Here is a 25,383-nt window from a genome sequence, read left to right on the forward strand (position 1 = left end):
GGCCCGACTAGGCCGGCGCGGAGACGTGGGTGGCTTCGGATCGCCCCCGCAGAACGGTGGAATAGCACTCGGCCCAATGCGTTGCCTCGGTCTGGTCCGCCCGCTCGATGGCCGCCGCCGCGCACAGGATCCGCCGGTCGGCGGTCTTGGCGAGGTCCGCCAGCCGCGCGGCCTCGTTGACCGCGTCGCCGATCACCGTGTACTCGTACCGGTTTTCGGCGCCGATGTTGCCGGCGAAGACGCGGCCCGCCGAGACGCCGATGCCGAAATCGACCGGTAGCCGACGCAGTTGGGTGCCCAGGGCGCGGGCGGTCGCGAGCGCGGCCGACGCCGGCTCGCTGGTCGCCAACGGTGCCCCGAAGACGGCAAGCGCGGCATCCCCGGCGAATTTGTTGATCAGCCCGTGGTGTTCGTCGACGGCATCGACGACGATGCAGAAGAAATCGTTGAGGACTTCGGCGACCTCTTGCGGGGGACGGCTTTCCGCCAGCTGCGTCGAGCCCACCAGGTCGATGTAGAGCACCGCCGCCTCGACCACGTCCCCCGACAGCGATGCACCCTCGTCGATGGCGCGCTGGGCGACGTCCGCCCCGACGTGGCGCCCGAATAGGTCGCGCAACCGGTCGCGCTCGGCCAACCCGGCCACCATGCGATTGAAACCCGTTTGCAGACGGCCGATTTGCGAGCGCTCATACGCCCCGACGTAGGTCCCGATGCGGCCGTGTTCGACCTCCGCCATGGCGTCGACCACCTCGCCGAGCGGGTCGGAAATGGACCGTGACGTCAAGATCATGGTCGGCAGCCCGAGCACCAATGCGGCCAGGGACACCACGAGGATCGGAACATCCAGCGACGCGGACTTCTCGATCAGCCACCCGTACGAACGAAGGACAACCAGAGTTGCGATCACCCCGATGGGGAAGGCGCTGCACAAAAACCACAGCAGGACCAGTCGCGCGTACACGCCGGGCACTGCCAGCCGCGGCTCGCAGCCGAGCGTGGCGGCGCGCATGATGGGGCGCAGGACGCGCTGCGCGAGCAGCATCGCCGTGCCGGCGGCGGCCGGCCCGCCGAGCAGCACACCGAGCGCGATGGGCAGCAGCAGCTGCGCCCCGCCGTCCAGGTTCAGCAACATGAAGATGCCGCCGCTGACAGCCCACGCCCCGAACAGGATCGCGGACTGGCGGCCGGGCAGCTTCATCGCGGCCTCGCGCTGCTCCTGGTTGGGTTCGGCCCCGGCCGCGTACCAGCGCAGCGTCGGGGCCGCGCTCAGCATCGCGGCCGCCGCGACGCCGACGATGCCCAACAACACGAGCACCAACACCGCCGCGGTGTTGGCCTTCGCGAAGTCGGCGTTGGCTCCGACCGACGTGTGGCCCCGCAGTGGAACCAAGATGGCGGCCGCTTCGATGACGGCCAGAAAGTAGGACAGGGCGAGGTCGACCCCGTATTGAATCGCCAACCGGCGGGCGGACTTTCGTTGCCCCACCGACGCTCGCGGCCGGCAATTCCGAAGCCGCGCGGCCGTGTGGGCCCACAAGCTGATGCTAGGCACCGTTGTTGGGGCCCCCCGAGTTCTGGCCCGGGATGTCGGTGATCGCGAAGTTGGGCATCGGCTTGGGCGAGGACGTGCTCGGCAGCGGCGGGATATCACCGGGCGGGATGTCGTGGAGTTCGTTCACCGGCGGCCCGTTCTCGCGGCTGCCATAGCTGCTCCCCGGCGCCCGCGGGCCCAGCAGTTCACTGACCGTCACCATCCGGTAGCCGTTGGCCTTGAGCACCGGGATGAACTGGTAGACCAAATCGACGGTGCTCGAGTAGGTGTCATGGAACAACACCACCGAACCCGGCTTGATGTACGTCATCAGCATGTACCGCGTCGCCGCCGTGTTCGAGTCGTTCGCCCAGTCGAAAGGAATGACATCCCAAAGGATTTCGGCGAGCCCGAACCGGCCCGCCGTCTGGCGCACGGCATCGTTGGACAGCCCGCCGGCGGGGCGATACAGGTTGGGGGTCCGGCCGGTGGCGGCGGCGATCGCGTCGTTGGCCTTGGAAAACTGGGGGCCGATGTCTTCGGGAGGGATCGTCACCATGTTGGGGTGTTCCCAGGTGTGGTTGCCGATCTCCATCCCAGCGTCGGCGACCTGCTTGGCCCCCGCGGGGTTCGCGGCCACCTTGTTGCCGATCTCGAAGAACGTGGCCTTCGCGTCGTTGTCCTTCAGGATCTGCAGCAGCCGGCCGTCGAATGGGCTGGGTCCGTCGTCGAACGTCAGCGCGACACACTTGACCACCGAGCAACTGAGATTGTCGGCGCGCGTCACGTGACCGGTCAGACCCCCGATCACCAGCACCGCAACCGCCGCGACGACACCGACAACCGTGCGCCAATAGCGCCAGGCTTGGCTGTCGGGTCTTTTCGGCACCGTCGCAGTTTAACGAACGGCTGGCCAGGCGAAATGCGCCGTCACTGCGGTCCGGCGATCTCCTCGAGCATCTCGGTGACCAGCGCGGCAATCGGCGATCGCTCGCTGCGCAACAGCGTGATGTGGGCGAACAGCGGGTGGCCTTTGAGCTTCTCGATCACCGCGGCGACCCCGTCGTGCCGGCCTACCCGCAGGTTGTCGCGCTGGGCGATGTCGTGCGTCAGCACCACCCGCGACCCGGCTCCCAGCCGGGACAGCACCGTCAGCAAGACGTTGCGTTCCAGCGACTGGGCCTCGTCGACGATGACGAACGAGTCGTGCAATGACCGGCCGCGGATGTGGGTCAGCGGCAGCACCTCGAGCATGCCCCGGGAGAGCACCTCTTCGAGCACGGCCGGGCTGGCCAGTCCCTCGAGCGTGTCGAAGACGGCCTGCGCCCAGGGGCCCATCTTCTCGCTCTCGCTGCCGGGCAGGTAGCCCAGCTCCTGTCCGCCCACGGCGTAGAGCGGCCGGAAGACCACCACCTTGCGCTGGGTCCGCCGTTCCAGGACAGCCTCCAGGCCCGCGCACAACGCCAGCGCCGACTTGCCGGTGCCGGCTTTTCCGCCCAGCGATACGATGCCCACCGACTCGTCGAGCAGCAGGTCGAGGGCCACCCTCTGTTCGGCGGACCGGCCGCGCAGGCCGAATGCCTCGCGATCGCCGCGAACCAGCTGCACGCGTTTGTCCGCATTGACCCGGCCCAGCGCGTGCGAGCTGCCGCCAAGCAGTCGAATGCCGGTGTGGCAGGGCAGGTCTCGCGCTTCGGTCAGATCGATCTCACCCTCGGCGAACAGCGCGTCGATGTCCTCGGCGGCGGTCTCGACCTCGCGCATCCCCGACCATCCGGAGGCCACCACGTCTTGAGCGTGATACTCGTCGGCGGCCAGCCCGACCGCGGCGGCCTTGACGCGAAGCGGAATATCCTTGCTGACCAACGTAACTCGCTTGCCTTCGGCGGCGAGGTTGGCGGCGCAGCTCAAAATACGGCAGTCGTTGTTGTCGCTGCGGAAACCGGCGGGTAGCACCGCGGGGTCGGTGTGGTTGAGCTCGACGTGAAGCGTACCGCCTTGTGCCCCAACGGGAATGGGCTGATCAAGCCGGCCATGCAGAAGCCGGAGATCGTCGAACAGGCGCAACGCCTGACGGGCGAACCAACCCAGCTCGTGATGATGCCGTTTGGCCTCGAGTTCGCTGATCACCACCAGCGGAACCACCACCTCGTGCTCGGCGAACCGGCTGCACGCCCAGGGGTCGGACAGCAGCACGGAGGTGTCGATCACGTAGGTCCGGATTTCGGTCACGTAGCGCTCCTCGAGCGGGATGAGCCCGCGCGGACCCGCACAGGCATGTCGGCGGGAACTGCGACACCAGGACCGGGGCCGGTCCTTCCGTTGTGTTGACGGGAGGTGCCGCCCTGGCAGCTGAGCATGACGCTGACCATCGAGATCGACGCTACTCTCGTCGCCGCTTTGCAGCAGCGCAGGCGCGCCGACGACGGGCGCCGCGCGAAGATCGCCTAGGCGATGACGAACTGCTTGAGGGCGGGCTCGTCGGCCACACCCCATGCGGTGATGCGATCCGAGATCGCCTGCCGCAGCTGCTGTTGGTCGAAGATGCCCGCGTCGGCGACGTTGCGCAGCTTGTCCCGATAGGAGTCGATGTCGGCGCCGGGCACCTGCAGATCGGCCGCCCGGGCCGCGATGGCCGCGATCGTCTCGTCGCGGGCGTAGGACAGGCAGTGCTCGACCAGGTTGGAGAAGAACAGTTCGTGGCGGCGCTCGTCGCGCGCGATCCGGTCGATGAGCCCGGCCAGGATGGGCTCCTCGAGCTTGGCCGCCAGGTTCTCGCAGAACACGGCGTGCGTGCGCTCGGTGAACGCCATGTACACCAGGGTCTCCACTTGCGAGTAGGTGTCGGCGCGGTAGCCCTTCATGACGTACTGGACCCGCGCCTCCTCGTTGGCGGTCGGGTCGACCTCGCGGGTCACCACCAGATACTCGCGCAGCGCGATGGCGTGCAGGTGCTCCTCGGCGGTCCATCGGCCCAACCAGCGGCCCCACCAATCTTCGAGGATGAAGTGCTCGACGAGCTCGCGGTGATGCCCGGCGAGGTTGTCCTTGAGCAGCAGCAGGATCTCGCAGGCGTCCGTGTACTCCCGGGGCAGCGTCGCATCGGACGGGTCCCAGTCACGTCCGCCGAGGAACGCGAAGTTCTCGCCCCGGTCGAACGGCACGTAGTCGTGAGCGAACCAGAGTTCCTCGGTGTTCAGGTGCCGGTCCATGTTGGCTTCGCACACCGGCTCGAGTTCCAGGGTCAGCGCGTTAGCGACAGGTTTCTGTGCCATGCGGTTACTGTAACTCGCGTACACAGGTTCGTGAAATCACCTAACCCGTGTCGCGCCAACTGGTGACTTTGGTCCTTTCGCCGGTCCTTTCGCCGCGCCTAGCGGTCGACCAGCGTCCACTCCTCGAGACCCTCGTACAGCGGAAAGTCCCTGGCCAGGCGCGTCACCCGCTGCCGCAGAGCGGACAGGTCCGCCCCGCTGCCCGCCGCCAACGCGGTGGCGATGACGTCGGCAACCTCGGTGAACTCCGCGTCCCCGAATCCGCGGGTCGCCAGCGCGGGCGTGCCCACCCGCAGGCCGGATGTCACCATCGGCGGGCGCGGGTCGTTGGGGACCGCGTTGCGGTTGACGGTGATGCCGATCTCGTGGAGCAGGTCCTCGGCGGCCTGGCCGTCCAGCGGCGAGTTGCGCAGGTCCACCAGCACCAGGTGGACGTCGGTGCCGCCGCTGACCACCGACACACCGGCCTTGGTGACGTCGGGGGCCGTCAGCCGGTCGGCGATGATGCGGGCACCGGACAGGGTGCGCTGCTGACGGTCGGCGAACTCGGGAGTGCCCGCGATCTTGAGCGCGACGGCCTTGCCGGCGATGACGTGCATCAGCGGTCCGCCCTGCTGGCCGGGGAACACCGCGGAGTTCACGGACTTGGCGTACTCCTGCTTGCCCAGGATCAGGCCGGAACGCGGGCCGCCGAGCGTCTTGTGCACGGTCGTGGACACCACGTCCGCGTGCGGTACCGGCGACGGGTGCAGTCCCACGGCGACCAGGCCCGCGAAGTGCGCCATGTCCACCCACAGCTTGGCGTCGACCTCGTCGGCGATCGAGCGGAACGCCGCGAAGTCCAGAATCCGCGGGTAGGCCGACCAGCCGGCGATGATGACCTTGGGCCGGAACTCGAGGGCCTTGGCCCGCACCGCGTCCATGTCCACCAGGTGCGTCGTCGGATCCACACCGTAGAAGCCGGTTTCGTAGAGCTTGCCGGAGAAGTTGAGCTTCATCCCGTGCGTCAGGTGCCCGCCGTTGGCGAGGTCGAGGCCCAGCAGCCGCTCCCCCGGCGTCATCAGCGCCTGCAGCACGGCGGCGTTGGCCTGCGCTCCCGAATGCGGCTGCACATTGGCGAAGTCGGCGCCGAAGAGCGCCTTCGCCCGATCGCGGGCGATGTTCTCCACGACGTCGACGTACTCGCAGCCGCCGTAGTAGCGCCTGCCCGGCAGGCCCTCGGCGTATTTGTTCGTCAGCACGCTGCCCTGGGCCTGCAGTACCGACCGCGGCACGAAGTTCTCCGAGGCGATCATCTCCAGGGTGTCGCGCTGACGGCCCAGCTCTTTGCCGAGCAGCTCGGCGATCTCGGGGTCGACCTCGCCCAGCGCGGCGGACATGACGGACGTGGAGGCGCGGGCGTCGGGTGCAGCAGTCACGGCGCCAGTCTATCCAGCGACGGTTTAGCCAGCCCAGCCGTCGGGGGCGCGTCCGCCCCTGCAACACTTGCACTATGCCGCGGCTTAGCGAGCCGAGCCCCTATGTGGAGTTCGACCGAAAGCAATGGCGCGCGCTTCGCATGTCGACGCCGCTGGCCCTCACTGAAGAGGAATTGGTTGGCCTGCGCGGTCTTGGTGAGCAGCTCGACCTACTCGAAGTGGAAGAGGTTTACCTGCCGCTGGCTCGGCTGATCCACCTTCAGGTCGCCGCGCGCCAGCGGTTGTTTGCCGCCACGGCCGAGTTCCTCGGTGAGCCGCAACAGAACCCCGACCGGCCGGTGCCGTTCGTGATCGGCGTGGCCGGCAGCGTCGCGGTCGGCAAATCGACCACCGCGCGCGTGCTGCAGGCCCTGCTGGCCCGCTGGGACCACCACCCCAGGGTGGACCTGGTGACCACCGACGGCTTCCTATACCCGAACGCCGAACTCGATCGGCGAAACCTGATGCACCGCAAGGGTTTTCCGGAGAGCTACAACCGCCGGGCGCTGATGCGGTTCGTGACGTCGGTCAAATCCGGCAGCGACTACGCGTGCGCGCCGGTTTACTCGCACCTGAAATACGACATCATCCCCGGCGCCAAGCACGTCGTGCGCCATCCCGACATCTTGATCCTGGAGGGCCTCAACGTCCTGCAGACAGGTCCGACCCTGATGGTGTCGGACCTGTTCGACTTTTCGCTGTATGTGGACGCCCGCATCGAAGACATCGAGCAGTGGTACGTGTCGCGGTTCCTGTCGCTGCGCAGCACCGCCTTCGCCGACCCGGAGTCACACTTCCACCACTACTCGGCCCTCAACGACACCAAGGCCATCGTCGCGGCGCGCGAGATCTGGCGGTCCATCAACCGGCCCAATCTGGTCGAGAACATCCTGCCGACCCGGCCCCGGGCCACCCTGGTGCTGCGCAAGGACGCCGACCACTCGATCAACCGGCTCCGGTTGCGCAAGCTTTAGCGGCGTCCAAGCAGCCGTTGTGGCGGTTACGCCGTCTCGAGACGACGCACGCCCCAGTACTGCAGTCCGGCGAACGCCGCGGTGTACACGCCACCCGCCAGGGTGGCGGCAATGCCTGTCGCGGGCAACGGCAGCGCTTCGGCGGCCACGATCGCGCCCAGTGTGAACACGACGTTGGCCACGACGACGCCCATTCCGACGCGACGCAGGTTCGGCGCCGCCGCGAGGCTGAAGACAACCAAGCCGCCGAGCACGAAGAACGCGCCGAGGCTGTACTCCTGCAGCGACGTCAGGCCCGTCAGCGACGAAAGCGGGTCGGCCAGAAAAGCGATCGCCAAACCGCACAGGCCCGTCAGCGTGGCGTCGGCGCGCATGGCGAAACGCAGCAGTGAGTCGGTCGAGTCGTAGAGGGGGCGGGTTGCCAGACCTGGCGCGCCAGATGCATACATCATGTGATTACTCCTCGCGATGGCGGATTGGGTCGAACTTCAGCGTGCCGCCGGCGCACTGCCATATCGACTCGTGGCACTGCCAACTACTGCCACGGATAAAAAGACCAGTGGGCTCGCCGGGCTATTCCCATATGCGAGCAACAATCGAAATCGTTATTCGACAACCGCCAGTCTGGCATTCAACAGCCCCAGCAGTCACAGGATCGCGCTAGTCGCTGGCCACCGGGACCCGCCCGCGCAGGTCGGCCGCGATCAGCCGGGCGGCAGCGTTCTGCCAGTTGTGCAGCGAGCGCTGGGGGACCTCGGTGACCAACCACTGCCAGGCCTGCCGGGCGATGGGATCAAGTCCCGTGGCGGTGGCGTTCTGCGCGTACGCACGCACGCCGACGACGTAGGGGAAATAGAGCGAGTTGTAGTGGCGCCACTGCTCGGTGGTCCCGAAATCGCCGGCGTCACGCGGCTTGAGCCGCCCGATCGCGTCCGCGAGAACCGCCTTGAGTTCGTTGGCCCGCTCCAGCGGATGGTCGGGCGCGCCCCGGGCGGCGAGGCGCTCGTCGATGACGGGCAGCGCGGTCAACGGGCTGGCGACCAGCTTGCTCAGGTCGCCGTAATGTCCCAGGGCGCGGCGGGTGAGCCTGGCGAACGTGACGTCGTCGACGTGGCGGAGCGGATCCACCGACCGCAGCGGCAGCGCCGCGCCGGTATTGCGCAACGCCGCCCGATCCTCCCGCAGCGCGGGCGATTTCGAAAATGCCAGCCGATCGAGAACCCCGGCCAGCGGATCCGCCAGCACCTGCACGGCGATCGCGACCGCCAAACTGGTGAACAGCAGCACGGTGAGCGCGGTCTGCGCGGCGCGGTCGTGGCGGGTCAGCGCCAGGCCGATCAACGCCTGGCCGCCGAATAACACCGCCACCGCCACCGAGCCGGCAAACGAGCGGAGCATGTCGGCGCGCAACGCCTGGCCTTCGTCGAACGCGTCCCACAGCGCGACGGCGAGCCCGAGCGAGAGGACGTCGAGACTCGTCGACGCCAGCGCCACCCAGCTGGGCACCAGGCCGAGCGGAATGATGAGGATGGCGTTGCCGAGCGCGAAGAACAGCGTCGCGACGACGGCCAGCCCGACTGCCGACCGCGGCCGACGCGCCTGCCGCAACGCGACGGCCATCGCGGCGAAGGTGGATACCGAGATCACCGCGAACATCACCCAGTGGCCGGTCCGGAGTGGTCCCTCGACACTGCCGGCCAGCATCGCCCCGAACAGGCTCAGCACGGCGACAGCGGCCACCAGCAGAAACTCGCGCGTGCGCGGTCTCGAGCCGTCGCTAGGCCGGGCCAGCTCGACGAGCACCGCGAACCACGCCACGCCAGGGATGGTCACCAGGTAGATCTCAACGCGACTGAGCAGGTGCGCGTAGGCAGGGCTGGCGGTCCGCACGGCATCCAGCGCGACCACCAGCGCGAAACCGCACAGACCGATCGCCGCCAACACGAGCACCGGCTTCCGCGGATCGCGAGCGAGCAGGTATAGCCCGAGCCACCCGCTCAGCGTGAAAACCACCGCCGACAGCGCAGCCATGCACCCAGTTTGGCACGGGTAATGCGTGCCGACCCGCCGCGCCCGGCTCGCGCCGGGCTTGCGATCGGAAGGAGTCTGATGCGTTCCGACCCGCCGCGCCCGGCTCGCGCCGCGCTTGCGATCGGAAGGGGTCTGATGCGTGCCGACCCGTTACTTGCCGTACCTGCGGTGCCGCTGACTGTAGTCACGCAACGCACGCAGAAAATCCACCCGGCGAAACGCCGGCCAGTGCGCCTCCGTGAACCACATCTCCGAATACGCGCTCTGCCACAGCAGGAACCCGGAGAGGCGTTGCTCCCCCGACGTGCGGATCACCAGGTCGGGATCGGGTTGCCCAGAGGTGTAGAGGTTTTCGGAAATGCCGTCGACGCTGACCGCGTCGATGAGCTCCTCGGCGGACGCACCGTTGGCGAGTTCCTTGCTCAGCAAGGCCCGCACCGCGTCGACGATCTCGCGGCGGCCGCCGTAGCCGACCGCGACGTTGACGTGGAACGTCGCCACGACGGGTGTGGATTCCACCGCGTCGCGCACCCGCCGGGCCGGTTCCTCGCCGAGCAACTCCAGATCGCCGACGGTGCGCACGCTCCACCGGTTGGCGGGCGCGCAGATCTCCTCGACGACGTCGGTGATGATCTCGATGAGCCCCGCCAGCTCGTCGGGGTCGCGTTGGAGGTTTTCCGTGGACAGCAAGTAGACGGTGGTCATCTCGATGCCGGCTTCCTGGCACCAGCGCAGCATCTCGGCGATCTTCGCCGCACCCATGCGGTAGCCGTAGCTGACGTCGGTATAGCCGGCGTCGCGGGCCCATCGCCGGTTGCCGTCGCACAGGACCGCGATGTGACGGGGCAGGTGCGGTTGGGCGGAGGCCAGGCCCTGCCGCAGCCGCAACTCGTAGACGCGATACAGCGGGTCTTTGAGACGCGGCGGGATAATTTCCACGGAGATTCAGCCTACTGTGAGCTGCGCCAAATTCCGCCCTGCTATTCGGCGATGTCACCAGCGCGGAGAGACCATGCCGTTACCGACGCCGACTATGTTAGTGATGAGCAGCCACTGGCAATCCCCGACCTGCAAGACGAGGGCACAGGAGACATGAGCAGCCAGACGAGCACGTCTGCCAATTCGGACCGCTCGGATCGCGAATCCGAGACCGTCACCCCCGGCAACACCGTCGAACAGCTTGTCGAGGGTGCGGCCCAGGCGCTGAGCAAGCCCCGCATGCGCGGCTGGATCCACTTCTTCTCCGCGTGGCTGGCGATCATCACCGGCGCGACGCTGGTCTCTGTGTCGTGGGCCGCCTCCTCGCCGCGCGCCGGTCATTCGACGCTGATCTACGCGGCGGCGACCGTGGCGATGTTCGCCGTCAGCGCCACCTATCACCGGGTGCAGTGGACGTCCGATGCGGCCCGGAACCTTATGAAGCGGCTGGACCATTCGATGATCTTCGTGTTCATCGCCGGCAGCTACACGCCATTCGCGCGCCTGGCCATGCCGCAGCAGACAGGCGTGGAGGTGCTGTGGATCGTGTGGGGCGGCGCGGTGGCGGGCATCCTGCTGAAGGTGTGCTGGCCGACGGCGCCGCGGTGGCTGGGTGTGCCGCTGTACCTACTGCTGGGCTGGGTGGCCGTGTGGTACTGCCCGACGATCCTGCACAAGGCCGGCGTGGCGGCGATGGTGCTGCTGGCCGTCGGCGGGGTGTTCTACAGCGTCGGCGGCATCTTCTACGGGCTACGGTGGCCCGACCCGTGGCCCAGTACGTTCGGGTATCACGAGTTCTTCCACGCCTTCACCGTGATCGCGGCCGTCCTGCACTACATCGCCATGTGGTTCGCGGTGTTCTACGTCGGCGACCACGCGTGGCTGATGCACTGAACGACTACAGCTGCGTGACGTCGGCGGGCGACCAGTACGCCTTCATGTGAGCGACCTTGCCGTCCTCATCGAATGCCATCACGTCGATCGGCTCGATCACCATCCGGTGCTCCCCGGCGGTGATCGTGAGCCGGAAATGGAAAGCCGCCTCGTTGCCGGCGACCCGCAGCGTCACCAGCTCGCATTCGCGCTGCACATCGTTGACCGCCGAATAGAAGCCGTGGATCGCCTGGCGGCCGATGTGCACCTCACCGCCGACGGGATCCTCGACGGTGGCGTCATCGGCGTACAGCTCGACCAACTCATCGGCGCCGCCCTTGGCGACCAGTTCGATGTAGCGGTGGACCGTGTCGGTGATGTGTTGGGCGCTCGGCATGAAACTTCACGCTACCGTGGCGCGCCGAGCGCCCGTGCGAGGTCTTCCGCGGTGGTGACCGGCAAGTCGCACACCCGGCCGCGGCACACGTACGCGGCGTCGGCGCCGGCCACCCGGTCGCGACCGCTCAGCAGCGCCGACGAGTCCTTGTCGCCGCCCACGACGATCGCCCCGCCCGGTGCCAGCCGCCGCGCGTCGGCCAGCAGCGCCGACCGCGACGGTTCGCAAGCGACCGCGATCTGCAGCGGTCCGCGCACCGCGGCCTCAGCCACGGCCAGCCAGTGGCCCGCGGAGCGTGGCGCGCGCTCCAGCAGCACCGAATGCGTGTTGAGCCCGTCGCCCGCCGCCCGCAGATACCGTTCCGCCCGATCGCCGTCGACCAGGTGCGCGGCGGTGAGCAGCGCCTCGGTGATCGACGATGCGCCCGACGGCGTCGCCCCGTCCAGCGGGTCGGCGGGCCGAAGCATCAACCGCTCGGCGTCGTCGGCGGTGTCGAACCACCGGCCGGGCCGCTGCGGGTCGGCGAAGTGCCGCAGCGCGGTGTCGAGCAGATCCGTTGCCGCCGTCAACCAGCCGGCGCCGGCGTCCAGCTGGTAGAGGGCGAGCAGGCCGGTGGCGAGCATCGCATGGTCCTCGAGGATGGCGGCGCTGTCGCCGACCACCCCGCCCAGGCTGGCGCGCCGCAACCGCCCGTCGACCAGATGCGAGTCCAGCAGTGCGCGTGCGCAATCGCTTGCGGCCCCGGCCAATTCAGGCGCGTCCAGGGCCACGCTGGCCTCGGCCAGCGCGGTGATCGCCAGACCGTTCCAGGACGTGACGACTTTGTCGTCGCGGCCGGGCTGGGTGCGGCTGAGCCGGGCGGCCAGCAGCGCAGCCCGGACGCGTTCGAGGCGTTGCGGGTCGTCGGGATCGGCGGGCAATTGCAGCACCGAGGTTCCGTGTTCGAACGTGCCGGACGCGGTGACCGCGAAAGCGTTTGCGGCCCAGGGGCCGTCGTCGGGGCCGAGCACGTCGGTGAGCTGCCCGGGCGTCCAGACATAGGTCGAGCCCTCGCGGCCGTCGGTGTCGGCGTCCAGCGAAGACGTGAACACCGCGCCGTCGGCCAGGTCGTCGAGCAGGAAGCGCGCGGTCTGGGCGGCGACCCGGCGCGCCAACGGATCCCCGGTCCGCCGGGCCCAGTGCGCGTAGGCGCGCAGCAGCAACGCGTTGTCGTACAGCATCTTCTCGAAATGCGGTACCACCCAAGCGTTGTCGACGCTATAACGGGCGAACCCGCCGGCGAGCTGGTCGTAGATGCCGCCGCGGGCCATCGCGCTGCCGGTGTGCGCGACGGCCTCCAGCGCCGCCGTCGAGCCGGTGCGTTCGTGGTTGCGCAGCAAGGCCTCGAGAATCGCCGACGGCGGGAACTTGGGCGCGCCGCCGAAGCCGCCATGCACAGCGTCCCGATCGTCGAGCACCGCGGCGACCGCGTGGTCACACAGCGCCGGCGCGATGTCAGGGCCGCCGGAGGGCAGCCCGGAAGCCATCGCACGCAATTCGCCCGCGATGGCCTCGGACGCCTCCTCCACCTCGCCGCGGCGCTGGTGCCAGGTGGCGGAAACCGCCGAAAGCAGCTGCAGAAAGCTGTCTTTCGGGTAGTAGGTGCCGCAGAAAAAGGGCCGGCCGTCGGGCGTCAGGAAACACGTCATGGGCCAGCCGCCGTGTCCGGTCAGCGCCACGGTGGCGTTCATATAGACGGCGTCGAGGTCCGGGCGCTCCTCCCGGTCGACCTTGATGCAGACGAATCCCGAGTTCATCGCGGCGGCCACCTCGTCGTCCTCGAACGATTCATGGGCCATCACGTGACACCAGTGGCAGGCGGCATAGCCGATGGAGAGCAGGATGGGCACGTCGCGCTCGGCCGCGGCCGCGAGCGCCTGCGGGGTCCATTGCTGCCAGTGCACCGGGTTATCGGCGTGCTGCCGCAGATACGGGCTGGTGGCCAGCCCGAGGGTGTTCGTCGCTGCAGCGTCAGCCGGGCTCATCGCCGGGTCCCGGTGCCCGCTCCGATCCGTTGGCCTGGCCCGGGGCGCGGTTGTCTGCCTGGTCGACCGCGTCGGTGCCTTCGTCGGCGGCCTGGTCGGGCTCGGGGTGCTTGGGCTCGAACGAGTCGGGCACCTTCTTGAGTTGCTTGTTCATCGAGCGCAGCAGCAACAGCGTGGCGATCAGCAGCACCACGATGATCAGCAGCCCGATCGGGCTGGCCTTGCCGAAGTCCGGCCCGGTGTGCTGCGGCGCGCCGTCGGCCAACGCACTCGCTGTCAAAATGAGGTGGTTCACAAGTGCCTCTCGATCCCGGCGAACAGGTCGTCCTCGGGCAGACGGACCGGCACCCGCGAGCGTGCGAGCTCGAACTCCTCCGTCGGCCAGAGCCGCTGCTGCCATTCGATGGGCGCGGCGAAGAAGTCGTGGTCCGGATCGATTTGCGTGGTGTGCGCCCGCAGCGCGTCGTCGCGTTGGCTGAAATACGCCGAGCACTCGACACGCGTCGTGACCCGGGACTCGAACGGGTCGTGCGCGGCGTCCCAGTGCTCAAGCCATTTCGCGAACGGCGGTTCATGCCCGTGTTTGATCGCCTCGTCGTGCAACAGCTGCATCCGGGCCCGCAGGAATCCGTGGATGTAGTAGAGCTTCGATACGACCCACGGCTCGCCCGCGTCCGGAAACCGCCGGTAATCTCCGGCCGCCTCGAAGGCGCCGACCGAAACCTGGTGGCAGCGAATGTGATCCGGATGCGGGTAGCCGCCGTTCTCGTCGTAGGTGGTGATCACGTGCGGCCGGAACTCGCGGACCACGCGAACCAGCGACTCGATCGATTCCTCCAGCGGCACCAGCGCGAAGCATCCTTCGGGCAGCGGGGGCGGTGGGTCGCCCTTGGGCAAGCCGGAGTCGACGAAGCCCAGCCAGGTGTGTTCGACACCGAGGATCTCGGCGGCCTTCGCCATCTCGTCGCGTCGGATCTCGGCGATGTGGCCGTGCACCTCGGGCAGGTCCATCGCCGGATTGAGGATGTCGCCGCGCTCACCGCCGGTCAGCGTCACCACCAACACCCGGTGGCCCTCGTCGGCGTAGCGGGCGAGGGTGGCCGCGCCCTTGCTGGACTCGTCGTCGGGGTGGGCGTGCACCGCCATCAACCGCAGTTCGCTCACGTGCCCCCTTGTCGGTCTGCTGGTCGCCGGTTGCGAAACCTATAATTCCAGTTCTTCAGATCGTTGCATGCTGCCGGCCGGTGTCCGGCAGCCGACCACCCAGGCATACCCAGGCATGACCGAAACTCCCCCTGCACTCCCGGAGGCCCGCTACGGGCGCACCGGACGCCCCCGCGTACCCCGGCGTTGGCTGGTCGTCGCGCTGGGCGTGCTGGTGGTCGCGGCCGGGCTGGTGATCGCCGTCGTCGGCTACCACCGGCTGGGCACCAGCCCCGTGACGGGCACGCTGGGCAGCTATCGGGTGATCGACGACGAGACGGCGTCGGTAACGATCAGCGTGACGCGATCCGATCCGTCGCGGCCGGTGGACTGCATCGTGCGGGTCCGGGCCAAGGACGGCAGCGAGACGGGCAGGCGGGAAGTGCTGGTCCCCCCGTCCGATGCGGCCACGGTGCAGCTGACCACCACGGTGAAGTCCAGCAAACCGCCGGTGATGGCCGACATCTACGGCTGCGGCACCGACGTGCCGGCTTATCTGCGGTCGGCGTGACCCCGTAACAACAGCCGAACTGCGAATTTCGGGTCATCAATTGTTTGCGCGGTGGTAACATGGGTGAATGCACGGTTCCTGATGGGACCGTGTATTGCTGCATTAAGGCCGTGAGCAGAACGGATCGGCAGCACACGGGGAGCAGACCCGGATACTCCCGGCGGCGGGGTTAAACAGGCTTACGCGGGTACGCGGAACGACAACATGAGGAGCACGACGAGATGACGGACACTTCTGTGACCTGGTTGACCCAGGAGTCACATGACCGGCTGAAGGCGGAGCTCGATCAGTTGATCGCCAATCGTCCGGTTATCGCCGCGGAAATCAATGACCGCCGTGAAGAAGGGGACCTGCGCGAGAACGGCGGATATCACGCCGCCCGCGAAGAGCAGGGCCAGCAAGAGGCCCGCATCCGTCAGCTGCAGGACCTGCTCAACAACGCCAAGGTCGGCGAAGCGCCCAAGCAGTCCGGCGTCGCACTGCCCGGTTCGGTGGTGAAGGTCTACTACAACGGCGACAAGTCGGACACCGAGACGTTCCTGATCGCCACCCGCCAGGAGGGCGTCAACGACGGCAAGCTCGAGGTGTATTCGCCCAACTCACCGCTGGGCGGCGCCCTGATCGACGCCAAGGTCGGCGAGACCCGCAGCTACGTGGTGCCCAACGGCAACACCGTCGAGGTCACGCTGGTCAGCGCGGAGCCCTACCACTCCTAACCGCCGCCACCTCCGCGAGCAGAAACACGCCTCGGGCGTGCGATTTTGTGTCTGCTCGCGGTGGTTAGTCCAGCGCCTGGCCGAGGTCGGCCAGCAGGTCGGCGATGTCTTCGATGCCGACCGACAACCGCACCAGGTCGTCGGGCACTTCCAGTTGCGAACCGGCCGTCGACGCGTGCGTCATGGCGCTCGGGTGCTCGATCAACGACTCAACGCCGCCGAGCGACTCGGCCAGGATGAACACTTCGGTGCGCGCGCACAGATCCCGCGCGGCTTGCCGGCCGCCCCGCATGCGCACCGACACCATGCCGCCGAAGCCGAGCATCTGCCGAGCGGCGATCTCGTGCCCGGGGTGGCCGGGCAGACCGGGGTACAACACGGTGCTCACCGCCGGATGGCCGGAGAGGAAATCCGCGACGGCCGAAGCGTTTTCGCTGTGTCGCTGCATCCGCAGCACCAGGGTCTTCAGGCCACGCATGGCCAGGTAGGCGTCGAACGGGCCGGGCACCGCGCCCGCGCCGTTTTGCAAAAAGGCGAAGGCCGCGTCCAGCTCCGCGTCGTCGGTGATCAACGCCCCGCCCACCACGTCGGAGTGTCCACCGATGTACTTGGTGGTCGAATGCAGCACCACGTCGGCGCCCAGCTTCAACGGCTGCTGAAGCGCGGGTGAGGCAAATGTGTTGTCCACCAAGACTTTTAGCGAGAACTGTTTGCCCAGTTCGGCGAGGGCCGCGATGTCGGCAATGGACAGCAGTGGGTTGGTCGGTGTCTCCACCCAGATCAGGCGGGTCTGCGGCGTGACCGCGGCGCGGACGGCGTCCAGGTCGGACAGCGCCACCGGCGTGTAGCTGACGTTCCACTGCGTGAACACCTTGTCGATCAGCCGGAAGGTGCCGCCGTAGGCGTCGTTGGGGATGATCACGTGATCGCCGGGCCGCAGCATCGCCCGCAGGGCGCAGTCGGCGGCGGCCATGCCGGAACCGAACGCCCGCCCGTAGCTGCCCTCCTCCACCGCGGCGAGCGAGGCCTCCAGCGCGGCGCGCGTCGGGTTGCCGGTGCGTGCATATTCGAACCCGCCGCGCAGCACGCCGACCCCGTCTTGGGCGAACGTGCTGCTGGCATAGATCGGGGCGTTGACCGCCCCCGTCGCCGGGTCCGGCCGGTAGCCGGCGTGAATCGCTTTGGTGGCGAGTCCGGTGAAATGTCCGGTGTGGTCGTCGCTCATCGACGACCAGCCTAGGTGACGACCGAGCCGGCTACCGCGCCCGCACGACTAGCTCAGCTGTTGCTCGGTCCCGTCGAGCGGCAGGCAGACCGTCGTCATGATCTTGTCCGCCAGCGTCTGCCGCTTCGAATCCCACAGCGGGAAAAGGAAACCGATGAAGCAGATGATGGCGTCGACGAAGTGCGCGAGGGAACGCACGATGGACATCCCGAAGCCGAGGGGCTGACCGGTGACCTCGCTGACCACCTTGAACTTCATCACCGATTTGCCGACGCTCGACCCGGTGGTGCCCTGGCGGTAGCCGTAGTTCCAAATCAGATAGATCAACCCCACCAGCGACGCCAACCACTGCGCGGCCAGGCCGATGGTCGAGTTCTGCGTCGCGCAGTACTGGTTGACGGCGTACTGCGTGACATCGGTGACGCACGACGTCTGCTGGGTGGCGACCAGGATCCCGGTCCCGATACCGTGCACGACGGCGTACGGGAGGATGTCGATGATGAACGCCACGAGCCGGGTCAGCCACGGCGTGTAGGACTCCGTCGGCAACGTGCGGATCGCCGGTCCCGGAGGTGGTGGCGCGTACCCACCGGCGGACGGCGGGGGCGGCGGGTAGGAGCCGCCGCGCGGCGGCGGAGGCGGCGGATAGGAGCCACCCGCGGGAGTCGATGGAGGGGGCGGAACCGCCTGACCACCGGACGACCCGGGCGACGGCGGAGGTGGCGGATAAGCGTCGCCAGCCGGCGGTTGATCGGTCATGGGCACCTCTTCCCCTGCGGACCAGCTGAACCAGGCCGCATTACAGTACCTGAGCGCGCAGCGGCCGGGCGAGACACGCGTCGCGGCCGAAAGGGGCCCCGGCTACCGACGGCCTAACGGTCCACGAGACCCGTCCGAGAGGAAACCGAGCAGGTCATAGCGGGTGATCACACCGACCGGTTTGCCCTCCTCGACCACCATCAACGCGTCCCAGTCGCGCAGCGCCTTGCCGGCCGCGCTGACCAACTCCCCCGCGCCGATCATCGGCAACGGCGGGCTCATGTGCAGCGAGACGGCGTCGGCCAATTTGGCCCGGCCCTCAAAGACGGCCGAGAGCAGTTCGCGCTCGGAGACGCTGCCGGCCACCTCCCCGGCCATCACCGGCGGCTCGGCGCCGACCACGGGCATCTGGGACACCCCATACTCGCGCAGGATGCCGATGGCGTCGCGGACCGTCTCGGACGGATGCGTGTGCACCAGGTCGGGCAGCTCGCCGGACTTGCGGCGCAGCACGTCACCCACCGAGGCCTGCTCGGTCGAGCCGTCTAGACGGCTGCGCAGGAACCCGTAGGAAGACATCCAGGCGTCGTTGAAGATCTTCGCCATGTAGCCGCGCCCGCCGTCGGGCAGCAACACCACGACGAGCGCATCGGGTCCGGCCTCCTCGGCGACCTTCAGCGCCGCCACTACCGCCATCCCGCACGACCCCCCGACGAGCATCGCCTCCTCGCGGGCCAGCCGCCTAGTCATGTCGAACGAGTCGGAGTCGGACACCGCGATGATCTCGTCGGGCACCGTGCGGTCGTACGCGGCCGGCCAGAAGTCCTCGCCGACGCCCTCGACCAGGTAGGGCCGGCCGGTCCCGCCCGAGTACACCGAACCCTCGGGGTCGGCGCCGATGATGCGCACCTTCCCGTCCGACACCTCTTTGAGGTAGCGGCCCGCACCGGTGATCGTGCCGCCGGTGCCGATGCCGGCGACGAAGTGGGTGACCTTGCCATCGGTGTCGGCCCAGATCTCCGGACCGGTGGTGGCGTAGTGGCTGGCCGGGCCTTCCGGGTTCGCGTACTGGTCGGGCTTCCAGGCGCCCTCGATCTCCCGGGTCAGCCTGTCGGAGACGCTGTAGTAGCTGTCCGGATGGTCGGGCGGCACCGCCGTCGGGCAGACGACCACTTCCGCGCCGTAGGCGAGCAGCACGTTGCGCTTGTCCTCGCCGACCTTGTCGGGGCACACGAACACGCACTTGTACCCGCGCTGCTGCGCCACCAGCGCCAGGCCGACGCCGGTGTTGCCGGAGGTGGGTTCGACGATGGTGCCGCCGGGCTTCAGTAGGCCGCTCGCTTCGGCGGCGTCGATCATCCGCACCGCGATCCGGTCCTTCGAGCTACCCCCGGGGTTGAGGTACTCGACCTTGGCCGCCACAGTGCCGGCGCCGTCGGGAACCACGGAATTCAGGCGAACTAGCGGCGTGCCGCCGATGAGCTCGCTGATGTGCTGGGCGATCCGCATGCGTTCATCGTCTCAGGCAGGTTCCGGGGGTGCACGACGGCTTCGGAGTTGGCGTCTGACGGAGATTGCGCTAGCCGGTGGCCTCGCGGATATAGTCGCCGATCTGGCGCAGCGAGCGAACCGCCTCCGGGACCATCGGAGCGGCCAGCTGGAAGTCGTGAATCTGGCCGGGCCACACCCGCACCTCGGCCGGCACACCGACCGCGGCCAACCGGCTCGCCGCCAGCCGCGCGTCGTGCAGCAACACCTCGGATCCCGACACGTGGATCAGCGTCCGCGGCAGGCCCGGCTTGATGTGCTCCACCGGCTCGTAGATCTCCTCGGGCCGCCCCCCGACTTTGTGCTTTTCGGCCGCGCTGGCAACCAGCTCGGCCAGCGCGTCGAACGCCCGGGCGGAGAACATCGCGTCGGTGTTGATGTTGGGATGGGCCTGCTTGTGTTCCTTTGCCAGCTGCAGCAGCGGCGAGATCATTACCAGCGCAGCCGGCTCCTCGCCCTCCTCCTGGAGGCGTTGCGCCAGCGCGAGTGCGAGGTAGCCGCCCGCGGAGTCGCCGGCCAGCACGATCTGATCCGGCTCATATCCGCGCAGCCGCAGCCACTGGTAGCCATCGTGGCAGTCATCGAGGGCCATCCCGATCGAATGCTTGGGCAGCAGCCGGTAATTGACCACCAAGATCGGCGCGTCAGCAAACTGCGACAGCGCTTCGACCAGCCGGCCGTGCGAGTTCGCCCCGCACGTCAAGAACGCACCACCGTGGAAGTAGACGACCACCCGACGGGTGCCATCCGCGGGCAGCACGCCCGGGGCGCGCACCAGCTGCGCCGACGCGTTGGGCAAGTTCACCGTCTCGCGGACGGTGGCCGTCACCGGGAGCACCACCCGGGCCGCCAGGTCGATGAGGCCCCAGGGCCAGGGGAAGTTGGGAATGTGGCTGCCGACGGACAGGACCGGCCTAACCGTCACCCGCGACGTCAGGTTGGCCACCCGCGCAGCAACGCTGGGTCCGGATTCGAGGACCTCGACCGGGGTGCCATCGCTCATCGCGAACTTGCGCGGCCTGCTGGCCCTGCGAGCCGCGAGGACGTCGTGTGGACGAAGGGCGTTCCGGGGCGAGCCGGATACCTTGCCGGGTGCGCTCATGCTCAACACTTCCTACGCCTTTGTAGTGCGATACAGCATGTGACGAGGCAGCTAAGCATCTGGTTCAGCCGTTTGCCCGAGGCACTCAGCCAACCCCGCGAACTTAGCTTGACAGCCACTTCTTAAGACAACATTTAAAGAGTCTGATTTGTTACCTCATTTGCTTCGCACCGTGATCACATTGTTGGTCAGCCGACCCCGCAAACATGCAAGCCGAACTAAACTGGTCGCGTGACCATGCGGGTGCCCCGTCGTTCGGCAATCGCCCTGGCCACGGCGGGCGCACTCGCCTCGACAGGAACTGCCTATCTGGGCGCGCGCAACCTGCTGGCCGGCCAGGCGACGCACGCGCGCACCGTCATCCCCAAGGCGTGGGACATCCCGCCCCGCGCCGACGGCGTGTACACCCGCGGCGGCGGCCCGGTGGAGCGGTGGCACCGCGGCGTGCCGTTCGATCTGAGCCTGATGATCTTCGGTGACTCGACGGCCGCCGGCTACGGGTGCATCAGCGCCGAGGAAGTGCCGGGAGTGCGGATCGCGCGCGGCCTCGCCGAACAGACGGGCAAGCGAATCCGGTTGAGCACCAAGGCAATCGTCGGCGCCACGTCGAAAGGCTTGTGCGGCCAAGTCGATGCGATGTTCGTGGCCGGGAAGCCGCCGGATGCGGCGGTGATCATGGTCGGGGCCAACGACGTGACGGCCCTCAACGGCGTCAGCCAGTCGGCGCAGCGGCTCGGGCTGACCGTGCGCAAGTTGCGCGCCCGCGGTGCGGTGGTGATCGCCGGCACCTGCCCGGACCTGGGTGTCATCACCGCGATCCCCCAACCCCTTCGGTCGATCGCACACGAGCGTTGTCTGCAACTGGCGCGCGCCCAGGCCGCGTCGGTGCGGGCCGCCGGCGGTATGCCGGTGCCCCTGGCGCAGTTGATGACACCGCAATTCCGGTCGACGCCCCACGTGATGTTCTCCCCGGACGGCTTCCACCCGTCCGCCCCGGCGTACGCGATCGCGGCCGACGCGCTGCTGCGCGCGCTGTGTGAGGCGCTGGGCGAGGAGGTCGACCTCCCACCGCTGGAGTTGGCGGCATCGACGACCGCGCCGGTGCTCGGTCAGCGCCACACCCGAACCAGCGTGATGTCGCGGCTGTGGCGGCGCCCGGCGCCGGGACTCGCCCCGTCGTCGTGCCCGCAGGTGGCCAGCGACTAGATTTGTGCTAGCCCGTCGGCGTCAAGTCAACGGTTTGTGAAGCGAACTCGCCGGAATCCGGAAGGGATTTGAAGGGAACCGTCATGCCTGAAGCCGTTATTGTCTCTGCCGCTCGCTCGCCGATCGGCCGCGCGATGAAGGGGTCGCTGGTCTCCATGCGGCCCGACGATCTGGCCACCCAGATGGTGCGCGCCGCGCTGGACAAGGTGCCCGCGCTCAACCCGCACCAGATCGACGACCTCATCCTGGGCTGCGGCCTGCCGGGCGGTGAGTCCGGCTTCAACATGGCGCGCGTGGTCGCCGTCGAGCTCGGCTTCGACTTCCTGCCCGGCACCACCGTGAACCGGTACTGCTCGTCCTCGCTGCAGACCACCCGGATGGCGTTCCACGCCATCAAGGCCGGCGAGGGTGACGCTTTCATCTCCGCCGGCGTGGAGACCGTGTCCCGGTTCGGCAAGGGCAACTCCGACTCCTGGCCCGACACCAAGAACCCGCTGTTCGACGACGCCCAGGAGCGTTCTGCGGCGGCGGCCGCGGGCGCCGACGAGTGGCACGACCCCCGCGCCGACGGCAACCTGCCCGACGTCTACATCGCAATGGGGCAGACCGCCGAGAACGTCGCCATCCTGACCGGCGTCAGCCGCGAAGACCAGGACCGCTGGGGGGTGCGCAGCCAGAACCGGGCCGAGGAGGCGATCAAGAGCGGGTTCTTCGAGCGCGAGATCACCCCGGTGACCCTGCCGGACGGCACCACCGTGAGCACCGATGACGGCCCTCGTCCCGGCACCACCTACGAGAAGGTCTCCGAGCTCAAGCCGGTGTTCCGGCCCAACGGCACGATCACCGCGGGCAACGCCTGTCCGCTCAACGACGGCGCGGCCGCGCTGGTGATCACCAGCGACACCAAGGCCAAGGAACTCGGCCTGACGCCGCTGGCCCGAATCGTGTCCACCGGCGTCAGCGGCCTCTCGCCGGAGATCATGGGTCTGGGCCCGATCGAGGCGTCCAAGAAGGCGCTGGCGCGGGCGGGGATGTCGATCAACGACATCGACCTCTACGAGATCAACGAGGCCTTCGCGGTCCAGGTGCTGGGTTCGGCGCGCGAGCTGGGCATGGACGAGGACAAGCTGAACGTCTCCGGCGGGGCGATCGCGCTGGGACACCCGTTCGGCATGACCGGCGCGCGCATCGCGACCACGTTGATCAACAACCTGCAGACGCACGACAAGACGTTCGGGCTGGAGACCATGTGTGTCGGCGGCGGGCAGGGCATGGCGATGATCATCGAGCGACTGAGCTAACCGACCGTACGAGCTCGTCGTCGAGTGTGCGGCCATGGTCGCAACACGCCGGGCAGGTCCGCCCTCAGCGCACACTCGACGTCGCACACACGAAAAGACCGGCGCGCCAATCGGCGTGCCGGTCTTTTCGTGGAAGAGAACTAGTCGTTCTGCAGATAACTGAGCAGACGTAGGATCTCGAGGTAGAGCCACACCAGGGTCACGGTCAGGCCGAGGGCGATACCCCAGGCCGCCTTCTCCGGCGCGCCCGCGCGCACCATCTGGTCGGCCGCGTCGAAGTCGATCAGGAAACTGAACGCCGCGATGCCGATGCAGACCAGCGAGAAGATGATCGCCAGCGGACCGCCGCTGCGCAGGCCCAGGCCGGTGCCTCCGCCGACGTGGAACATGGCCAGCACGAAGTTGCCGAGCATCAAGGCCAGCACGCCGAACATCGCGGCGACGAGCATCCGGGTGAACTTCGGGGTGACCCGGATTGCGCCGGTCTTGTACACCACCAGCATGCCGAAGAAGACACCGAAGGTGCCCATGACGGCCTCCCCGATCAGCACGCCGGCGTTGGCGTGCGAGACCGCGAAATTGGCGAAGACGAACGAGATGGCGCCCAGGAAGAGCCCCTCGAGGACGGCGTAGCTGAGCACGATGGCCGGGCTGTCCTGCTTGCGGCCGAAGGTCGCGACCAGCACCAGCCCCAGGCCGCCGAGCGCGCCGACCAGGGTCAGCGGCATCGCCAGTGCGAGGTTGGACGCCACCAGGAAGTAGGAGACCACAGCGGACACCGCCAACACGGCCAGCGTGATGCCGGTCTTGGTGACGACGTCGTCGATGGTCAGCGGACGCGAAGCCCTGGTCTCCTGGTAGGGAGCTTGGTAGGGCGCCGCGTAGGGGTCGCCTCCATAGCCCTGCATTGGGGCCGCGCCTGTGCCGAATTGCGCGTATCCGCCCCGCTGCTTGGGCAGCGAACGAAATACCGGGTTGCTTGTCTCCCGCACCGTCGGATCCTCTCTATTGGCTTCGAGCTGTGCGAACACAATCTCAACGATCAGCGTCCCGTCCGGGTTCCCGGCCGACCTGGGCATTTTCCGGTGCCTGGAGCCTTCTAAATGACACGGCCGCTGTCGTCGGGTTAAAGATAACCCTTACCCGGGGGTATCGCGTCGGTCGTCACGATCTAGATTTTTCGTTCGAAGGTGCACCGGCGATGGGAGGTCAGGGCGTGACCGAGGAATCCGACGAGGTTCTAACCCGCGTCGACGGCAACGTCGGTCTGATCACGCTCAACCGCCCCAAGGCGATCAACTCACTCAATCAGCGGATGGTGGACGCGCTGAGCGCCATACTCACCCGCTGGGCAGAAGACGACGCGGTATCCACCGTGGTGCTCTCCGGCGCCGGCGAGCGCGGCTTGTGCGCCGGCGGCGACGTGGTCTCCATCTATCACAGCGCGCGTAAGGACGGGGTCGAGGCGCGGCGGTTCTGGCGCGACGAGTATCTGCTCAATGCCCAGATCGCCGTTTTCTCCAAGCCGTACGTGGCGCTGATGGACGGCATCGTGATGGGTGGCGGCGTCGGCGTCAGCGCGCACGCGAACATCCGCGTGGTGACCGACACCTCCAAGATCGCGATGCCCGAAGTCGGCATCGGCTTCGTTCCCGATGTCGGCGGGATGTTCCTGCTATCCCGAGCGCCCGGTGGGCTGGGTCTGCACGCCGCCCTGACCGGAGCTCCGTTTTCCGGAGCCGACGCCATCGCCATGGGATTCGCCGACCACTACGTGCCGCACGACGATCTCGAGGCGTTCACCCGCGCGATCGTGGCTGACGGCGTCCAGAGCGCGCTTGCCGCGCACGCCATTGAGTCCCCGCCGAGCGAGCTTGCCGCACAACACGGTTGGATCGACGAGTGCTACGCCGGCGACACGGTCGAGGACATCGTCGCCGCGCTTCGCGCGCATGACAGCGGCCCCGGCCCTGGACCTGCCCAAGACGCCGCCGACCTGATCGACACGCGATCGCCGATCTCGTTGTCGGTGACCCTGGAAGCCGTCCGGCGCGCCGCCAAACTCGAGACGGTGAAAGACGTTCTCATTCAGGACTATCGGGTGTCGTCGGCATCGCTGCGCTCACACGACCTGGTCGAGGGCATCCGAGCACAGCTGATCGACAAAGACCGCAACCCGAAGTGGTCGCCGGCGACGCTCGCCGCGGTGACCGGGGCCGACGTCGAGGCGTATTTCGTCCCGGTCGACGACGACTTGAGTTTCTAGAAA

At 68.1% G+C, this 25,383-nt stretch carries 24 protein-coding genes; 7 read left to right on the forward strand and 17 right to left on the reverse strand.

The window, feature by feature from the left end:
* Positions 1 to 7 precede the first annotated feature (7 nt).
* The 5 genes from A5750_RS03690 to glyA form a co-directional block, all read right to left on the reverse strand.
* Positions 8 to 1,489, reverse strand: coding sequence for an adenylate/guanylate cyclase domain-containing protein (locus tag A5750_RS03690; RefSeq protein ID WP_066948139.1), 1,482 nt, complete (start codon positions 1,487 to 1,489; stop codon positions 8 to 10).
* A gap of 58 nt (positions 1,490 to 1,547) precedes the next feature.
* A complete protein-coding gene (locus A5750_RS03695) occupies positions 1,548 to 2,423 on the reverse strand; it encodes a polysaccharide deacetylase family protein (protein WP_067261257.1) in 876 nt (291 codons plus the stop codon).
* A 41-nt stretch (positions 2,424 to 2,464) separates the two neighbouring features.
* Positions 2,465 to 3,766, reverse strand: coding sequence for a PhoH family protein (locus A5750_RS03700; protein WP_066948145.1), 1,302 nt, complete (start codon positions 3,764 to 3,766; stop codon positions 2,465 to 2,467).
* 215 nt (positions 3,767 to 3,981) lie between these two features.
* On the reverse strand, positions 3,982 to 4,809 hold the full coding sequence (locus A5750_RS03705; protein ID WP_066948272.1) for an acyl-ACP desaturase: 828 nt from the start codon (positions 4,807 to 4,809) through the stop codon (positions 3,982 to 3,984).
* Positions 4,810 to 4,907: 98 nt separating this feature from the next.
* Positions 4,908 to 6,188, reverse strand: coding sequence for a serine hydroxymethyltransferase (glyA, locus tag A5750_RS03710; protein ID WP_066948148.1), 1,281 nt, complete (start codon positions 6,186 to 6,188; stop codon positions 4,908 to 4,910).
* A 113-nt stretch (positions 6,189 to 6,301) separates the two neighbouring features.
* Between glyA and coaA the strand changes: the two genes are divergently transcribed.
* Positions 6,302 to 7,240 (forward strand): type I pantothenate kinase, encoded by a 939-nt coding sequence (coaA, locus tag A5750_RS03715; protein WP_066948151.1) that lies wholly within the window; start codon positions 6,302 to 6,304, stop codon positions 7,238 to 7,240.
* A 26-nt stretch (positions 7,241 to 7,266) separates the two neighbouring features.
* Here the strand turns inward: coaA and A5750_RS03720 are convergent, their stop codons facing one another.
* The 3 genes from A5750_RS03720 to A5750_RS03730 form a co-directional block, all read right to left on the reverse strand.
* Complete coding sequence (locus A5750_RS03720; protein WP_066948153.1) at positions 7,267 to 7,692, reverse strand: hypothetical protein; 426 nt, start codon at positions 7,690 to 7,692, stop codon at positions 7,267 to 7,269.
* 208 nt (positions 7,693 to 7,900) lie between these two features.
* On the reverse strand, positions 7,901 to 9,271 hold the full coding sequence (locus A5750_RS03725) for a hypothetical protein (RefSeq protein ID WP_066948156.1): 1,371 nt from the start codon (positions 9,269 to 9,271) through the stop codon (positions 7,901 to 7,903).
* Between the two features lie 150 nt (positions 9,272 to 9,421).
* Entirely contained in the window at positions 9,422 to 10,210 is a 789-nt protein-coding gene (locus tag A5750_RS03730) for a (2Z,6E)-farnesyl diphosphate synthase (protein ID WP_066948159.1), read from the reverse strand.
* Positions 10,211 to 10,363: 153 nt separating this feature from the next.
* Here A5750_RS03730 and A5750_RS03735 point away from each other — a divergent pair, with 153 nt between their 5' ends.
* Entirely contained in the window at positions 10,364 to 11,143 is a 780-nt protein-coding gene (locus A5750_RS03735; protein WP_066948162.1) for a hemolysin III family protein, read from the forward strand.
* Positions 11,144 to 11,147: 4 nt separating this feature from the next.
* Here A5750_RS03735 and A5750_RS03740 read toward each other — a convergent pair whose 3' ends face one another.
* The 4 genes from A5750_RS03740 to mca are packed head-to-tail and all read right to left on the reverse strand — an operon-like array spanning position 11,148 to position 14,707.
* A complete protein-coding gene (locus A5750_RS03740) occupies positions 11,148 to 11,519 on the reverse strand; it encodes a nuclear transport factor 2 family protein (protein ID WP_066948165.1) in 372 nt (123 codons plus the stop codon).
* Between the two features lie 11 nt (positions 11,520 to 11,530).
* Positions 11,531 to 13,543, reverse strand: a complete 2,013-nt coding sequence (locus A5750_RS03745; RefSeq protein ID WP_066948168.1) for a thioredoxin domain-containing protein — start codon at positions 13,541 to 13,543, stop codon at positions 11,531 to 11,533.
* Positions 13,530 to 13,838, reverse strand: a complete 309-nt coding sequence (locus A5750_RS03750) for a hypothetical protein (RefSeq protein WP_066948171.1) — start codon at positions 13,836 to 13,838, stop codon at positions 13,530 to 13,532. Before A5750_RS03750 ends, A5750_RS03745 begins: the two co-directional genes overlap by 14 nt.
* Positions 13,835 to 14,707, reverse strand: coding sequence for a mycothiol conjugate amidase Mca (gene mca / locus A5750_RS03755; RefSeq protein ID WP_066948174.1), 873 nt, complete (start codon positions 14,705 to 14,707; stop codon positions 13,835 to 13,837). Before mca ends, A5750_RS03750 begins: the two co-directional genes overlap by 4 nt.
* 115 nt (positions 14,708 to 14,822) lie before the next feature.
* Here mca and A5750_RS03760 point away from each other — a divergent pair, with 115 nt between their 5' ends.
* Positions 14,823 to 15,257 carry a DUF4307 domain-containing protein gene (locus tag A5750_RS03760; protein ID WP_066948275.1) on the forward strand — a complete coding sequence of 145 codons (435 nt, stop codon included), beginning with the start codon at positions 14,823 to 14,825 and terminating at the stop codon, positions 15,255 to 15,257.
* Positions 15,258 to 15,478: 221 nt separating this feature from the next.
* Complete coding sequence (gene greA / locus A5750_RS03765) at positions 15,479 to 15,973, forward strand: transcription elongation factor GreA (protein WP_007168983.1); 495 nt, start codon at positions 15,479 to 15,481, stop codon at positions 15,971 to 15,973.
* Between the two features lie 64 nt (positions 15,974 to 16,037).
* Here greA and A5750_RS03770 read toward each other — a convergent pair whose 3' ends face one another.
* From A5750_RS03770 to A5750_RS03785, 4 genes are all read right to left on the reverse strand, one after another.
* Positions 16,038 to 17,198, reverse strand: coding sequence for a cystathionine gamma-synthase (locus tag A5750_RS03770; RefSeq protein WP_066948177.1), 1,161 nt, complete (start codon positions 17,196 to 17,198; stop codon positions 16,038 to 16,040).
* A gap of 48 nt (positions 17,199 to 17,246) precedes the next feature.
* A complete protein-coding gene (locus A5750_RS03775) occupies positions 17,247 to 17,957 on the reverse strand; it encodes an RDD family protein (protein WP_066948180.1) in 711 nt (236 codons plus the stop codon).
* A 102-nt stretch (positions 17,958 to 18,059) separates the two neighbouring features.
* Positions 18,060 to 19,466: a cystathionine beta-synthase gene (locus A5750_RS03780; RefSeq protein WP_066948183.1), complete on the reverse strand. Its 1,407-nt coding sequence runs from the start codon at positions 19,464 to 19,466 to the stop codon at positions 18,060 to 18,062.
* A 70-nt stretch (positions 19,467 to 19,536) separates the two neighbouring features.
* Positions 19,537 to 20,607, reverse strand: a complete 1,071-nt coding sequence (locus tag A5750_RS03785; RefSeq protein ID WP_066948185.1) for an alpha/beta hydrolase fold domain-containing protein — start codon at positions 20,605 to 20,607, stop codon at positions 19,537 to 19,539.
* 231 nt (positions 20,608 to 20,838) lie between these two features.
* Between A5750_RS03785 and A5750_RS03790 the strand changes: the two genes are divergently transcribed.
* Positions 20,839 to 21,813: an SGNH/GDSL hydrolase family protein gene (locus A5750_RS03790; RefSeq protein WP_066948188.1), complete on the forward strand. Its 975-nt coding sequence runs from the start codon at positions 20,839 to 20,841 to the stop codon at positions 21,811 to 21,813.
* A gap of 83 nt (positions 21,814 to 21,896) precedes the next feature.
* Entirely contained in the window at positions 21,897 to 23,114 is a 1,218-nt protein-coding gene (locus tag A5750_RS03795; protein WP_066948191.1) for an acetyl-CoA C-acetyltransferase, read from the forward strand.
* Positions 23,115 to 23,254: 140 nt separating this feature from the next.
* Here A5750_RS03795 and A5750_RS03800 read toward each other — a convergent pair whose 3' ends face one another.
* Positions 23,255 to 24,106 carry a Bax inhibitor-1/YccA family protein gene (locus A5750_RS03800; RefSeq protein WP_066948279.1) on the reverse strand — a complete coding sequence of 284 codons (852 nt, stop codon included), beginning with the start codon at positions 24,104 to 24,106 and terminating at the stop codon, positions 23,255 to 23,257.
* 224 nt (positions 24,107 to 24,330) lie between these two features.
* Here A5750_RS03800 and A5750_RS03805 point away from each other — a divergent pair, with 224 nt between their 5' ends.
* The gene (locus A5750_RS03805) at positions 24,331 to 25,380 is read left to right on the forward strand and encodes an enoyl-CoA hydratase/isomerase family protein (RefSeq protein ID WP_067261278.1); all 1,050 of its coding nucleotides are present in this window, start codon (positions 24,331 to 24,333) and stop codon (positions 25,378 to 25,380) included.
* Positions 25,381 to 25,383: the final 3 nt, after the last annotated feature.

Source organism: Mycobacterium sp. 852002-51613_SCH5001154 (genome assembly GCF_001667425.1).
In the GTDB taxonomy this organism is placed as follows: domain Bacteria; phylum Actinomycetota; class Actinomycetes; order Mycobacteriales; family Mycobacteriaceae; genus Mycobacterium.